The organism is Pseudomonas sp. WMBT8, assembly GCF_050916005.1.
Taxonomy (GTDB): Bacteria; Pseudomonadota; Gammaproteobacteria; order Pseudomonadales; family Pseudomonadaceae; genus Aquipseudomonas.
In genome coordinates, this window is record NZ_CP188096.1 from 4,091,468 (window position 1) to 4,105,851 (window position 14,384).

Below are 14,384 nucleotides of genomic sequence, written 5' to 3' on the forward strand. Positions count from 1 at the left end.
AATCCGTGGCGGGCTTCGTCTGGCACCAGTCACTACTGCTGCAGATCGACCGGCATGCTACTGACCATCGGCGCCGTGCCCGGCTCGCCGATTTGCGCGGGCAAGCCATCTTCGGCCGCCACCACATCACGCACCTCATCCCAGTTGACCCGCAGGTTATTGGCCAGGTCTTCACGCTTGAGCATGGCGTTGATCACAGCGGTGTGCTTGTCGACCACCGACGGCGTACCGTCGTCATTCAAGGGCGCGTGCGCCTCCAGGTAGACCTTGCCGCCGCTGATACCGAACTTGTAGGCATCATTGATGATCCGCACAGGCGTGCCCACCGGAACCATCTTGGCCATCTCCAGCACGTTGCTGTTGAACATGCGGAAGCAGCCATGGCTGGTACGGGTGCCGATGCCGAACTTCTTGTTGGAGCCATGAATCAGGTAGCCCGGCGTCCCCAGGGTGAACTTGAACGGACCCAGGGGGTTGTCGGGACCGGCCGGTACCACGTTGGGCAGCGGGTCGCCGTCTGCCGCGTGCTCGGCCTTGATCGACGCGGGCGGGGTCCAGGTCGGGTTGGGGGTCTTGGCAATGATGCTGGTATGGGCAATCGGCGAGCCCCAGCCTTCACGACCGATCCCCAACGGAAAGGTGTACACCACGTCCTGGCCCTTGGGGTAGTAGTACAGACGGTACTCGGCCAGGTTGATCACGATGCCTTCCCGGGGGCCCGGTGGCAAAATGAAACGGGTCGGCAGCACAATCTCCGCCCCAGCCCCCGGCAACCAGGCATCCACGCCGGGGTTGGCCGCGACCATCTCCGAATAGCCCAGGTCATAGGTAGCACCCAGGTCGGCAAAGGTGTCTTCGTACTTGGCCTTGATCACCTGGACCTGGCCGACAATGTCTTCACCCGGCGGCGGCAGGGGCAGTTGCAGGGCCGCGACAGGACCGGCTGCACACAAGGCAGCGAGAGACAGGCAACGGGTGACGACAGGCAAGCGCGACAACATCCGGAAAATCCTTCGCAGATCGACGGGGGGTAAAATGGCGATTGTAGCGTGTACCTGCCCTTAAAGCTCGAAGCGCAGCTCAGGCCAGATAGGCGGCGTACCACGTTTTTGCGATTCGAGAATCGCCCGGCACAAGGGGCACAGGCGCTGGTCCTGGAAGATCGAGCGATCCACCGAGGACCAGCGTGGCTGGGCTGGCAGCAATGTGCCGCAGAGCGTCCGGTCGATGGTACCGCCCAGTTCCAGCTGGCGCGTCACCAGGTGTACCTTCACTTCCTGGCAGGCGAACAGATCCAACTGCTCGTCGGGCTCGATCAGTTGGTAGGCAAACAGGGACCAGGCGGGACGCGACGACATCGGGGGCTCCAAATCGGGGGCGCCACCTTAGCCGAAAGACCGCTGCTAGAAAAGCGTCATAACAGCGGTTTTAGCGTCGGCCAGACATTTTCCAGCAACTTGGCCTGGGCACCGACTGCCGGGTGCAGCTGATCAGCCTGCATCATGTCCGGATGGCCACCCACGCCCTCCAGGAAAAACGGCACCAGCGGGACGTTTTTTTCCTTGGCCAGCACACCATAGACCTCGGCAAATGCCGTGGTGTATCGCGGGCCATAATTGGGCGGCAACTGCATCCCCAGCAGCAACACCTTGGCGCCACCGGCCTTGGACTGGTCAATCATCGACGCAAGATTTTGTTGCAATTGCGCTGGAGGCTGCCCGCGCAAGCCGTCGTTGCCGCCCAACTCGATCACCACCACGTCCGGCTTATGCTCTGCAAGCGCCGCCGGCAGCCGCGCCAAGCCTCCGGCGCTGGTGTCGCCGCTGATGGAGGCATTGACCACCTTATCGTCGAAACCCTCCTTCTTGAGCCGTTGCTCCAGCAGTGCTACCCACCCTTTGCTGGTATCCAGGCCGAAACCGGCACTGATACTATCGCCAACGATCAGGACAGTACCCGCCGCTGCGTTCTGGGCCATGCACATCAGGGCCAGGCCAGCACTCAAAAACCATATTCGCATCGGATTCTCCATGGGCGCATGCATTCTCACCGCGCAGAACCTTAGCAAAGTGGTTCCCAGCGCGGAAGGTGAACTGACCATCCTGCACGAACTGAGCCTGGAACTGAACAAGGGCGATAGCCTGGCTATCGTCGGCAGCTCCGGTTCCGGAAAATCCACGCTCCTTGGGCTGCTGGCCGGGCTCGACCTGCCCAGCAGCGGTGAAGTAACCCTCGCCGGCCAGGCCCTGAGCGTCCTCGATGAGGACCAACGGGCACGTATCCGTGCCGAACACGTCGGCTTTGTGTTCCAGTCATTCCAATTGCTCGACAGCCTCAATGCCCTGGAAAACGTCATGCTGCCCCTGGAGCTGGACGGTCGCAAGGATGCCCGCGAACGCGCCCGGCACTTGCTCGAGCGGGTCGGCCTGGGCCAGCGCCTGACCCATTCGCCCCGCCAGCTTTCCGGTGGCGAACAACAGCGGGTCGCGATTGCCCGGGCGTTCGCGGCGGAGCCGGACGTACTGTTTGCCGATGAACCCACCGGCAACCTCGACAGCCATACCGGCGAGCGCATCAGCGACCTGCTGTTCGAGCTCAATAAAGAGAACGGCACCACCCTGGTGCTGGTGACCCACGACGAGCGCCTGGCCCATCGCTGCCGACGCCTGATCCGCCTTGAAGCCGGCCTGATGGTCGAGCCCCTGGAGCCTTGATGGCACGATTGCCGCTGTTGCGTCTGTTCAGCCTTGCCCTACGCCAATTACTGCGCGATGCCCGCGCCGGTGAATTGCGTGTGCTGTTCTTCGCCCTGCTGGTGGCGGTGGCCGCCAGCACTGCCATCGGCTACTTCGGTGCACGGCTCAACGGTGCGATGCTGCTGCGCGCCACCGAATTCCTCGGTGCCGACCTGGTGCTGGAGGGCAGCTCGCCGGCTCGCCCCGAGCAGATAACCAGCGGCACACAACTGGGCCTGACGCACGCCAGAGTGGTGGAATTCTCCAGCGTTATCGCCACTGACAACGGCATTCAGTTATCGAGTATCAAGGCGGTCAACGAGCAGTACCCGCTGCGCGGCCAACTGAAAAGCGCGGCCGAACCCTTCGCCGAAGAAACCTCGGGCGGCGGGCCGAAAGCCGGCGAGGCCTGGGTCGAGGCACGCCTGCTGACGGCACTGGACCTGAAAGTCGGCGACAGTATCGATGTCGGCATGAAAACCCTGCGCCTGGCCCGGGTGCTCACCTATGAGCCAGACCGGGCCGGCAACTTCTATAGCCTCACCCCACGGGTGATGATCAACCTGGCCGACCTTGAGGCCACCGGCGTAGTCCAGCCGGGCAGCCGGGTCAGCTACCGCGAACTGTGGCGCGCGCCACAAGCCAGCACCGCCCTGCAAACCTACCGCGATCAGATCACCCCGGGGCTGGCCGCCAACCAGCGCCTGCAAGACGCACGGGACGGCAACCAACAGATCGGCGGCGCCCTGGGCAAGGCCGAGCGCTACCTGAACATGGCCAGCCTGGTCGCTGTGCTGTTGTCCGGGGTGGCTGTGGCCTTGTCGGCAAACCGCTTTGCCAGCCGCCGCTTCGACGCCAGTGCGCTGTTGCGCTGCCTGGGTCTGTCGCGCCGGGAAACCATGCTGCTGTTCAGCCTGCAACTGACCGTCCTGGGCTTGCTGGCCAGCCTCGCCGGTGCGGCGCTGGGTTGGCTCGCGCAACTGGGCCTGTTTTACCTGTTGCACGACCTGTTGCCGGCAGACGTACCACCCGGCGGATTGCTGCCCGCCGTCGCCGGGATCGGTACCGGGCTGGTGGCCCTGGCCGGCTTCGCTTTGCCGCCATTGGCCGCCCTGGGCCGAGTGCCGCCGCTGCGGGTTCTGCGTCGCGACTTGCTGCCGATCCCCTCCAGTACCTGGATGGTGTATGGCGCGGCATTGTTTGCCCTGGGCCTGATCATGTGGCGCTTGAGCCTGGACCTGGTGCTGACCTTCGCCCTGCTGGGCGGTGGGGTGATCGCCGCGCTGATCCTCGGTGGCCTGCTGCTGTTGCTGCTGCAAAGCCTGCGCCGCCTGCTGGCGCGCGCCGCCCTGCCCTGGCGCCTGGGGCTGGGCCAGTTGTTGCGTCACCCGCTGGCGGCGGCGGGCCAGTCCCTGGCATTTGGCCTGATCCTGCTGTCGATGGGCTTGATCGCCCTGCTGCGTGGCGAGTTGCTCGACACCTGGCAGAACCAGTTGCCCAAGGATGCACCCAACTATTTCGCCCTCAACATCCTGCCGGCCGACAAGGATGCCTTCGGTGCTCGCCTGCTTGCACTGCAGGCCCAGGCCGCGCCCTTGTATCCGGTGGTGCCGGGGCGCCTGATCAGCATCAACGGTGAGCCGGTGCAGGAAATTGTCAGCAAGGATTCCAGTGGCGATCGTGCGATACAACGGGACCTGAGCCTGACCTGGGCGGCGGACCTGCCCCCTGGTAACACCCTGACATCGGGCGCCTGGTGGGCGAATCAGCCGGGCGATGAAATACCTGGAGTCTCGGTAGAAGCCAAGGTCGCCGAAAGCCTCAAGCTCAAGCTCAACGACCACCTGATCTTCACCGTTGGTGGGGAAAACCGTGAGGCTCGGGTCACCAGCCTGCGGGAAATCAACTGGGATAACTTCCAACCCAATTTCTTCATGATTTTCCAACCGGGCACCCTGAAGGACCTGCCGGCCACGTACCTGACCAGCTTCTACCTGGCCGCCGGGCATGACCAGCAGATCGTCGATCTGTCCCGGGCTTTCCCGGCAGTGACCATCCTGCAGGTCGAGGCACTGCTGGCCCAACTGCGTAGCATCCTGGCCCAGGTCACGCTGGCTGTGGAATACGTACTGCTGTTCGTCCTGGCTGCGGGCATGGCGGTGCTGTTCTCCGGCCTGCAGGCCACCCTGGACGAGCGCATTCGCCAGGGTGCCCTGTTGCGCGCCCTGGGGGCGGAGCGCAAGTTGCTGGTCAAGGCCCGGCGTATCGAGTTCGGGCTGCTGGGGGCGGTCAGCGGACTACTGGCGGCGCTGGGTACCGAGTTGGTGACCCTGGTGCTGTATCGCTATGCCTTCGACCTGGTCTGGCACCCACACCCGTGGCTGCTGGTGCTTCCGCTGATCGGCGCCGTGCTGATCGGCGGTGCCGGGGTATTCGGCACCCGCCGCGCGTTGAACGCCAGCCCGCTGGCGGTACTGCGCGAAGGCTGAGGCAAAAACCGGCTCCCCTCTGGGAGCCGGGACGGCAATCTTGCAGGCGCCATCGCCGGCAAGCCGGCTCCTACGTGATGTACTCGATGCCGGTGATCCACCAGCACACTTCGCCGCCTGGCGTCTGCACAATGGCCTCATCGTCCACCTCCTTGCGCAACAGGGCCCTGGCCATGGGTGAGTCAATGGAGATGTAGTCCATGCGCTCATAGATCTCGTCATAACCCACGATCCGGAAACGCTTGGTCTCGCCCTGCTCGTTCTCGATATCCACCCAGGCCCCGAAGAACACCTTGCCCTCCTGCTCGGGCATGTACTCCACCACCCGCATGTCTTCCAGGCGCTTGCGTAGGTAACGCACCCGGCGATCGATTTCGCGCAGCAGCTTCTTGTTGTACTGGTAGTCGGCGTTCTCGCTGCGGTCTCCCAGCGAAGCGGCCCAGGTCACCTTGCGCGTAGTATCCGGACGCTTTTCTCGCCACAGGTAATCCAGCTCTTTCTTCAGCGCCTCATGACCTTCTTTGGTAATCAGCTTGGTACTCAAAAGCGTCACATCCCCAGGAAATATCCATTGGTTCAAACCAGCCTTGCATCAGCCACGGATGCACTGGCTGGCTGCCGGCAACCGGTCGGGTTTGATAATAAATGAACGCCAAAAAGTAGCCAGGCCTGATTCCCTCAGGTCAGTCGGCCCTAGGCACGTTGCCCGGCTCCTGCTCGACCTTTCCCACAGGAAACAAGGTTCCATCCAGGCGATAGAGCAACGCCTTTAGATCCCCCCTGAATCCCGACAATTGCCCCAGGCCATTCGCCAACTGTTCAGCCTGCTGTTGGGATGCCCTGTCATGGGCCTGTAGCCTGAACGACTCATCTTCCAGCTGTCGCGCCCAATCTTCCAGGCGCCGTTGTTCCGCCTCCTGCAACTGCGTATCCCGGACCAGATTTGCCTCGCGGCTATCCAAGGCTTCTGTACGCTGTTGCAAGGTAACTTCCTGGGCGCTGACTTGTTGGTGAGCCCGCTCCAATGTTGCTTTTTCCTGGAGCAACTGGCTGCGCTGTTCCTCCAACTCCTCCTGTTGCTGGAGCACCGCGCGCTTTTGCTGCGTCAACTCATGTGCCACTCGGGCCAGATTGGTCAGGGTGGTGTCTACTTCAACCAGGGTCGACTGATCCGCGACTACAGGTGGCCGCTCCTGCACCTGCTGAACGGGGGCGGTTGGCGTCGGCAATGGCAAGGACTCAACGGCCCGTATGGCGGGCACCACCACCGGCGGTTCTTCCTGGGACTCAGGCGGCAAGTCCTCCGCATGACTTGCTGTACCGGGTGGCGACACCATTTTTGATGAGAAGCGAATAGACGGCACAATCAACTCGGTGCTCTCAATCGCGGGCAAGCCAATGACTGACGTCCCAAGGGTGATCACCTTCATCACCAATGCTTTCTTGATCATCAGCGAATGGTGATCCTCCGGCCGAGCCGTCGGCAGCTTGCTGCCCCTCAGGTCGATGAAGTGATAAGGCACCTGCGTCTCTGAGGCGTTGCCATCCTTAGCGCCAGATGCCGTGGCCAGGGTGATGATCTGCTTGAGGACGCTCATTGCCAGTTGCAGGCTCTCCTTGGACTCGATGCCTCCAAGAAAATACCGCTCGGCTTTTTTGCGCAAGGCGGCGAGATAGACCCGGGAGCTTCCGGGCTCGACCTCTTCATCCAGGCTATAGACAAGAAAGTTCGATGCGATTTGCGGTACCGCAAAACAACAGAGCAATGCACCGTTAACCGGGGAATCATGACCAGAGTGTTCAAGAACAAGAGTACGTAGAAGCATCATGAGTGTCGAACTCCATTACGGTAGTACTTCATATACACGCCATCTATAAAATCAAAAATCAACACCACACCAAGAGCAATGCAATTGTTTCAGCGAGTGATTGGGGCACATGTAGGACTTACCTTATTCGCGCGTCCTAGCGTTTCCAAGCGCCCCCATTGAACGTACCATTTTTTAACAATGCCGCAGATCAATACTTTTCATCTTAAACCTTTGGCAACTCGCAGCCTGAAGACACAGGTTAATTGAGGCCGTGTCCAACCTGGCGCGTCCTGGCAAACAACCAAGCAGAAAAGAATAATGATCGAAATAACAAATCTAACAAAGAAAGCCGGACGCACTACGATCCTCGACAACTTGACATTCAGCGCTCAGCCCCGGGAATGCATAGGATTGTTCGGACATGATGGCGCCGGCAAAAGCACCCTACTAAAACTACTTTCAGGTGGCATTCCGGCAACTTCCGGAAATATAAAAATATACGACCTGGCTATATCCACACACCCTATAAAGACCAGAAAGATAATAGGTTACCAGCCTGAATCCGCACTCAGCCATGGCAGCATGAAGGTTAAGAGCTTTCTGGGTTTCATGGCTGAAGTTCGTGGGTTCCGGGGCCTGGAAAAACGCAAGATGGTGGATCGCGCCATTACCCGCCTGGAGCTATGGCGGGTACTCAACTCACCCGTCGCCGCCTTGCCTGCGGGGCACCGACGCAAAGTGGCACTGGCCCAGGCCATTGTGCATGACCCCAAGCTGCTGCTGCTCGATGAACCCACCGAAGGCCTGGACGCCCTGCAAAAACATAAGGTCGGGATGCTCATCCAGTCACTGACCGAAGACATGACCGTGATGATCGCCTCGCGTAACCCCGAGGAGTTTTCCTCGATCTGCCAGCGGGCGCTGGTCCTGGCCGAAGGCCGCCTACTGGCTGATGCCCCGGTCACGCAACTGCTGCGCAGCTCGCGTCATTACCAGGCAATCACCCTGGCCGCCGATGCTCCCCTGGACCTGCTGGCGCTGGCCGTACTTCCTGGGGTGGCCGGCATTGAAGAAGACCGGCACGCCGACGGCAGCGTGACGGTACTCGCGATGCCGGGGCAAATCATTTATCCCCACGTCAATGCCCTGGTCGCCAATCGTCGTTGGAAGATCAACGCCTTGAGCATTGAGCCGGGACGCCTAAGCGATGTCATCCACCATATGAGCCAGGAGGCACCCAATTGAAACGTCTACCCGTGATATTCAAGCGCCAACTCAGCAGTTACTTGTCGAGCCCAGCCACTTACTTCGGCATCGCACTCTTCCTGGTGGCCAATGCTGCGCTGGGTTTTTATGTAGGACACTTCTTAGATAAAGCCCCGACTAATTTACATGCTTTTTTTCAGTTCCATCCCTGGCTCTATCTAATTTTCATTCCATTTATTTCCACATTACTCTGGCTGGACGAGCATAAAGACACTGCACTGGTCTTTACCAACACCCTGCCAGTTTCCGCATTAGAACTGACATTGGGCAAATTTTTCGCCGCATGGGTCCTGTGTGCCCTGCCCCTGCTGTTAAACTTTCCGCTGATTATTGCCATCAACTATCTGGCCCCGGCGGACAACTCAACGATCCTCGCGCAATGTATCGGGAGTTGGCTGCTGGCTGGGGCCTATCTTTCGTTCTCCGGTCTTATCTGCGTACTGGCCTGTAACCGACTGATTATCTTCAGCCTCACCCTTACGTTGCTATTGATAACCAGCACTTTATCATCCGTGCTGGATATGCTGGCCCATCAGACACCGATCTGGATTATTGACAGTTTGATCTCACTCAATCCACGGCTACGTTTCAGCGCCATCGACAGCGGCCTGTTGACGCTGCAGGACACCTCGTACTTCGTCAGCATGATCATCGCTTTCCTCACTGCAACCACCCTCACTTTAAATTTCAGAAAAGGCTGAGAACGGATATCCCATGAGGAACCTTATAAACTTTGGCGTGACGTTGGTCGTCATCGCCCTGCTTTTTCTCGCCTTTAATCTGGTCTGGGTCCTGAAACTGCCCAACTATCGCCTGGACCTTTCCGGGCACCAAATCCATACCCTGTCTCCCTCCACCGATGCCCTGCTCGCGACACTTGAAATGCCCATGGACCTGTACTTTTTCAACGCCAGCCACCCCCGTAAAAGTGAAGTTTTGAACAATCATGGCGAACACATCGCAATGCTGCTCAAGGCTTATGAGAGCGCGGCAAACGGCAACATCAATCTGCACCTGATCGCCCCCCGGCCCTTTTCCGAAGATGAATATAAGGCGCAGGTATTGGGACTGGACAGTAAACAAGGACTGTTTGGCCTGATCGGCATCCGTGCAAACCAGGAGCCGCAGAAAATCGAAAGGTTCGACCCCAGCCAAGCGGACTTCCTGGAATATGAGATCAGCCGCCTGATCCACAACGTCGCCCGCCAGGAGCAACCGACTATCGGGCTGATCTCCGGATTACCCATAGATGGCAGCCGGGACGAGCTCAATCAGGCCACCGCGCCGCCGTGGCAGTTGCTCAAGGAGTTGCGCAGCCATTTCAACCTGATGAGCCTGGGCAACGACATCCCGCGCATCCCCGAACACATCAAGACCTTGATGGTCGTCCAACCCGCTCGACTCGCGCAACAGACACTTTTTGCCATTGACCAATTTGTCCTGGCAGGGGGCAGGTTGATGATGTTTATCGACCCGCTGAACGATCTGGACTCGACCGCCCACACCGCCATCCTGCAAAGCCTGCTCGCGGCTTGGGGCGTGCAGATGCCGGCGAATATGGTATTGGCGGACAGCCTCTATGCAACCCCGGTAGTCATGACCAGCGGCCAGCCGCCTGTACGCCACCCCGGGGCAATTACCCTGCCCAGAGAGGCGATGGCGCAGCACGATATCAGTAGCTGGGGCGTCGACAGTGTGACGCTGTTAAATCCCGGCACACTCATACCACTGAAAAAAAGCCGCACCACCTTCACCCCGCTGCTGCAAAGTTCCGAGCAAGCCAGCACGTTCGATGGGGCACGTTTCACTCAAAAGGACGCTTTCGACGCCATGCTCGGCGAGGCGGCCAATCGTGGTCGGAGGAATGTAATCGCCGCCCGTATCGAAGGGCCCGCCTATTCCGCGTTTGCGGACGGTATCAACGGCCAGAAAGCTACGCTGCAAAAGGCCACGAATATCCAAGTAGTTGTGGTTGCCGACATTGACCTGCTCAGCGATCGCGTCTGGCTGGCCCCACGCAATGCCAACGGGCAAAAAGCGCCGCGTCCAGGCAATGCCAGGTTTGTCTTGAATACCCTGGACAACCTCGCAGCACCCGACATGCTGCGCGCGATCAGCCCGCGTGCGAGTGACCAGCAACCACCCGGGTTGCTGGACCGGCTGCGCAACGAGGCTGCACAAACCTACCGAAAAAAGGCGGCCCTGCTGGAACAACGCCTGGACCAGGCAGAAAAGGAATGGCAATTACTGAACACGCCGCCATCAATGCTGGGGGGGCAGGCTGTCCCTTCGAGCGCGCTGTTGCAGGCGCTGAACAAAGAACGCCTGCGATTACGCATGGAGCTTCACACCTTGGAAAATACGGCCTACAAGAGCGTCCGCCAGTTGGAGCTCAGCGTGGTGGTGCTCACCAGCATCACCGTTGCGCTGATCGTAAGCCTGTTGGGCTTGGGGATCTTCGTCTCGCGTCGCCGTCGCCAACACCCGCCTGCCGCAGCGTTCTACTGAGCGTCGCGGCTTAACGCCGGGTAATCAAACCCTGGCGCGCCACGCGGGTCAGGTGGCGGATGAACTCGCTGGCATCCTCGGCGTTCGGCGCCTGGATCACCGCCAGGTCAAAGCTGTTGGTGGCAAAGCGCGCCAGGGACTCGCCGTCCTCGACAAACTGGATCAGGAACGCCGAAGGACGGCCAGTGCGGCGGGGCCAGCCATCCAGGTAACGCAATAGCGTCGGCTGGTGCTTGCCGCCAAGGAGGATTTTCGGGTTGCGCTGAGTCAGGCCCGCAGTGATCGGGGCCAGGCGTACAAGAGGTCGTAGTGCATTCATCGTGTCGTGTCTCTGCCTCAAAAGTCTGCGGGCAGGTGAGAGGCAACACCGAACCAGCGCTTTAGCGGTATTTCGAAACCTGGAGCAGGCTTCTGTCGGAACTGCAGCGAGTCCCTGTGGCGCCCCGCAATTAGCTGTTTAAATCGGCGCATGCAGCATCCTAGAGAAGCCGGTGGGGCGGTGTCAAGAATCCCGTACAACGAAAAAGGCCCGCACGGGGCGGGCCTTTAACACGTGTGCAGCGCGATCAATTGGCGATGGCGCGGTCAGCAGACAGTTTGCCAGCACCTTCGAACAGCACCGCCACTGTGCCACCCAGCAATGCCAGGGCGAACTCATAGCCGTTGTTGGCCATGAACAAACCGTTGCTGATATGCACCGAGAAGATCGCCACCAGCGAGACAATGGTCAAGCCCAGCGCCGCTGGACGTGCCAGCAAGCCAATGATCAGCGCCAGCCCGGCAAAGAACTCAGTACCGCCCGACAACAGTGCCATCAGGGTACCCGGGGCCAGGCCGATGCTCTCCATCCACTGCGCCGTGCCTGCCAGGCCGCCGCCGCCAAACCAGCCGAAAAGTTTTTGCGAACCGTGGGCGGCAAAAATGATACCGACGAAAATCCGCAGGACTGTCAGGCCGTAGCCTGCGCGGGTGGACAGAAGGTTTTTGATCATTGGGCTCATAGTGATAATCCTTTTCGAAGTAGGGGTTGGTTGGCCGCTATATTAATCAGTTTAAATAATGATAAAAGCCGAAAAAAGCGCTAATCAATATCGATAAATTAGATTATTTGCGTGAGACGATCTTGGCCCCCACCGGCTCCAGGGAGTCCCGCTCCCGATCAAAGGCCAAGTAGTACTTGTTCACGCTATTAACATAGCTGACGCCGCCCATTCCGACCTGCTCCATGGCGATGCGCTCGACCTGGAAGAACCACTGATTGGGGTTCAAGCCCCGGCGTCGCGCCTCGGCGCGCATGCCCTGCACCCGTTCCGGGCCCATGTTGTAGGCCGCCAGGACGAACGCCATGCGCTCGCGCTCATTGAGCTTGGGGCTGGCGAAGAACTTGCGCCGAATCAACGCCAGATAGCGCGCACCCGCCTGCACATTGCTGTCCAGGGTCTGGATATTGTTGACCCCTACCCGCTGGGCGGCCGACGGAGTGATCTGCATCAGGCCGGTTGGCCCGCTGCCGCTTTTCGCGCCGGGATTGAGGGACGATTCCTTGAATGCCAGGGCCGCCAGGTTCAGCCAGTCCATGCCTTGCTCACGTGCATGCTTTTGCAGGACCGGGCGCAGTTTCTCCAGGCGCTGTCGATCCGCCCGTGCCAAGGGGTAACGCACCTGATAGAGGCGGCGATAAATACGCTGGAAGGCCACATCCTGGTCTGACGGAGTCTTGTAGGTTTTCAGGAAGCGATCGATGCTCGCCCGCAGCATCGAGGCATCCTGACGTACGAACCAGTACTCCTCCCCCGGCTCACTGATCGCTACTTGCTTGTCAAAACGCAACTTGGGCAGGATCTTCGACCAACGCTCGGCAATCGGCCGCTCGACAATGGTCAGGTGGAAGATCCCCGCCTGGACCATCTCCAATACATCTTCCACCGCCAGGCTGGGGTCCACCCATTCCACCTTGACCGGCGGCAGTTTGCGCAGCGCCAGTTTCTGGTTGATCTGGTTGACCGCCTCCCCCGCTGCACTCCCCGTCGTCAGGGCCAGGGTGCGCCCCGACAACTGCTCCAAGCGGGTAAACCGTCGCTCGCCCTTGAGGCCCACCAGCCACAGCGGCACATCGCTGGCAATCGGGTCACTGCTGCTGATCTTGTGGGCCGCGGTCGCATCCAGCAGTTCACCGGGCGCCACCAGGTCACCTTCACCACGGGCCAACGCGCCCAGCAACTGATCCTTGGCCTTGGGGATGATTTTGAGGTTGATTTCCTGGCCATCGCGGGCACGGCCATTGAGGTAGTGTTCGAAGGCGCGCAGGCGGTGATACTCAACGCCAATGGACTGGCCCTGGACCTCACCGGAACTGTTACGGCTCTGGTTGACCAGCACCCGCAAGGTGCGGCTGCTGCGGATTTCTGCCAGGTCCCGGACTTTGCTCGGCTTGGTCACTTCCAGCGGCCCGTCCAGACGCGCAACCGCCGCCGTGGGCAGCAGCAGGGTCAGGCACACCATGAGCATTGCCGAGGGTCGGATCATCCGCTCTCCGGAAAGAACAAGGCCCCATGCACCGCGAAAAACGCCGCATTGGGGGACAGAAACAGAGCGCCAGAGGCGCAGACTTTGCACGCAAGGGTGTCACAGCAGCAGGCCATCGGCCAACCACGGTGTTACTTGCGACGTTCAAAGACAGCGATAACTCGTTGTAGTTCTTGGTTTTTCTTATAAATCTACAGCTCTGATAGACTTTCCGGCCGCAGGCGGAGATAGCACCATGCAACTCATTGATATTGGCGTCAACCTGACCAACCCCAGTTTCGACGACAAGCACCAGGCCGTGCTCGACCGCGCCTATGCCGCTGGCGTGGGCCAATTGGTCGTCACCGGCACCAGTGTGCAAGGCAGCGAGCAGGCCCTGGAACTGTGCCGGCGTTGGGATGAAAGCGCCCGGCGACTGTTCTCCACTGCGGGCATTCATCCCCACAGTGCCAGCGACTGGCACGCCGACAGCGCCCGGCAACTGCGTGATCTGCTCAGCCAGGATCGAGTACGCGCGGTGGGTGAATGCGGGCTGGACTTCAACCGTGACTTCTCACCCCGCCCCCAGCAGGAAAAAGTCCTCGAAGCCCACCTGGCATTGGCCGTCGAATTGCAGTTGCCGGTGTTTCTCCATGAACGGGACGCCAACCAGCGCCTGCTGGAGATCCTGCGCGACTACCGTGATCAACTGCCCGCCGCCGTGGTGCACTGCTTCACCGGCGAGCAACGCGCGCTGTTCAGCTACCTCGATCTGGACCTGCATATCGGTATCACCGGCTGGATCTGTGACGAACGCCGTGGAATGCACTTGCACCCGCTTGTAAGGGAAATCCCTCGGGGCCGCCTGATGCTGGAAAGCGACGCGCCCTACCTGCTGCCACGCACCCTGCGCCCCAAACCGAAGAACGGGCGCAATGAGCCGGCCTATCTGCCGGAAGTCTTGCGCGAAGTCGCCCTGCACCGCGAAGAAAGCCTGGAAGACCTGGCCCAACACAGCACCGCCTGCGCCCGCGCCTTTTTCGGCCTGCCTGCGTTGGATTGACGCGGTG

The 14,384-nt window shown here is 60.3% G+C and carries 14 protein-coding genes; 6 read left to right on the plus strand and 8 right to left on the minus strand.

Annotated features, from left to right (window positions below):
* Positions 1 to 32: 32 nt before the first annotated feature.
* From ACO77H_RS18395 to ACO77H_RS18405, 3 genes are read right to left on the minus strand one after another with little or no spacing between them, the layout of a single operon-like run.
* Positions 33 to 1,001, minus strand: a complete 969-nt coding sequence (locus tag ACO77H_RS18395) for a L,D-transpeptidase family protein (protein ID WP_169952671.1) — start codon at positions 999 to 1,001, stop codon at positions 33 to 35.
* Positions 1,002 to 1,061: 60 nt separating this feature from the next.
* Positions 1,062 to 1,358 (minus strand): hypothetical protein, encoded by a 297-nt coding sequence (locus ACO77H_RS18400; protein WP_029297976.1) that lies wholly within the window; start codon positions 1,356 to 1,358, stop codon positions 1,062 to 1,064.
* Between the two features lie 56 nt (positions 1,359 to 1,414).
* Positions 1,415 to 2,020 carry an arylesterase gene (locus ACO77H_RS18405; protein WP_169952673.1) on the minus strand — a complete coding sequence of 202 codons (606 nt, stop codon included), beginning with the start codon at positions 2,018 to 2,020 and terminating at the stop codon, positions 1,415 to 1,417.
* 10 nt (positions 2,021 to 2,030) lie between these two features.
* Between ACO77H_RS18405 and ACO77H_RS18410 the strand changes: the two genes are divergently transcribed.
* Positions 2,031 to 2,714 (plus strand): ABC transporter ATP-binding protein, encoded by a 684-nt coding sequence (locus tag ACO77H_RS18410; RefSeq protein WP_029297972.1) that lies wholly within the window; start codon positions 2,031 to 2,033, stop codon positions 2,712 to 2,714.
* Complete coding sequence (locus ACO77H_RS18415) at positions 2,714 to 5,224, plus strand: ABC transporter permease (RefSeq protein WP_432754410.1); 2,511 nt, start codon at positions 2,714 to 2,716, stop codon at positions 5,222 to 5,224. Before ACO77H_RS18410 ends, ACO77H_RS18415 begins: the two co-directional genes overlap by 1 nt.
* A 70-nt stretch (positions 5,225 to 5,294) precedes the next feature.
* Here the strand turns inward: ACO77H_RS18415 and greB are convergent, their stop codons facing one another.
* Together greB and ACO77H_RS18425 are read right to left on the minus strand one after the other, a co-directional pair.
* Positions 5,295 to 5,768: a transcription elongation factor GreB gene (gene greB / locus ACO77H_RS18420; RefSeq protein WP_169952677.1), complete on the minus strand. Its 474-nt coding sequence runs from the start codon at positions 5,766 to 5,768 to the stop codon at positions 5,295 to 5,297.
* Between the two features lie 139 nt (positions 5,769 to 5,907).
* Complete coding sequence (locus ACO77H_RS18425; protein ID WP_432754411.1) at positions 5,908 to 7,053, minus strand: hypothetical protein; 1,146 nt, start codon at positions 7,051 to 7,053, stop codon at positions 5,908 to 5,910.
* A 300-nt stretch (positions 7,054 to 7,353) separates the two neighbouring features.
* Between ACO77H_RS18425 and ACO77H_RS18430 the strand changes: the two genes are divergently transcribed.
* The 3 genes from ACO77H_RS18430 to ACO77H_RS18440 are packed head-to-tail and all read left to right on the plus strand — an operon-like array spanning position 7,354 to position 10,809.
* A complete protein-coding gene (locus tag ACO77H_RS18430; protein WP_170042808.1) occupies positions 7,354 to 8,280 on the plus strand; it encodes an ABC transporter ATP-binding protein in 927 nt (308 codons plus the stop codon).
* Positions 8,277 to 9,002 carry an ABC transporter permease gene (locus ACO77H_RS18435; RefSeq protein ID WP_432754412.1) on the plus strand — a complete coding sequence of 242 codons (726 nt, stop codon included), beginning with the start codon at positions 8,277 to 8,279 and terminating at the stop codon, positions 9,000 to 9,002. The genes ACO77H_RS18430 and ACO77H_RS18435 overlap by 4 nt, the downstream gene beginning before the upstream one ends.
* Before the next feature lie 37 nt (positions 9,003 to 9,039).
* Positions 9,040 to 10,809: a Gldg family protein gene (locus tag ACO77H_RS18440; RefSeq protein ID WP_432755768.1), complete on the plus strand. Its 1,770-nt coding sequence runs from the start codon at positions 9,040 to 9,042 to the stop codon at positions 10,807 to 10,809.
* 10 nt (positions 10,810 to 10,819) lie between these two features.
* On the opposite strand, the gene ACO77H_RS18445 is transcribed toward ACO77H_RS18440, so the two are convergent.
* From ACO77H_RS18445 to ACO77H_RS18455, 3 genes are all read right to left on the minus strand, one after another.
* Positions 10,820 to 11,128: a class I SAM-dependent methyltransferase gene (locus ACO77H_RS18445; protein ID WP_169952685.1), complete on the minus strand. Its 309-nt coding sequence runs from the start codon at positions 11,126 to 11,128 to the stop codon at positions 10,820 to 10,822.
* Positions 11,129 to 11,375: 247 nt separating this feature from the next.
* Entirely contained in the window at positions 11,376 to 11,810 is a 435-nt protein-coding gene (locus tag ACO77H_RS18450) for a DoxX family protein (RefSeq protein ID WP_057439195.1), read from the minus strand.
* 103 nt (positions 11,811 to 11,913) lie between these two features.
* Positions 11,914 to 13,335 (minus strand): transglycosylase SLT domain-containing protein, encoded by a 1,422-nt coding sequence (locus tag ACO77H_RS18455; RefSeq protein WP_172313974.1) that lies wholly within the window; start codon positions 13,333 to 13,335, stop codon positions 11,914 to 11,916.
* 235 nt (positions 13,336 to 13,570) lie between these two features.
* Here ACO77H_RS18455 and ACO77H_RS18460 point away from each other — a divergent pair, with 235 nt between their 5' ends.
* Positions 13,571 to 14,377, plus strand: a complete 807-nt coding sequence (locus ACO77H_RS18460; RefSeq protein ID WP_432754413.1) for a TatD family hydrolase — start codon at positions 13,571 to 13,573, stop codon at positions 14,375 to 14,377.
* The last annotated feature ends 7 nt before the right edge of the window (positions 14,378 to 14,384 follow it).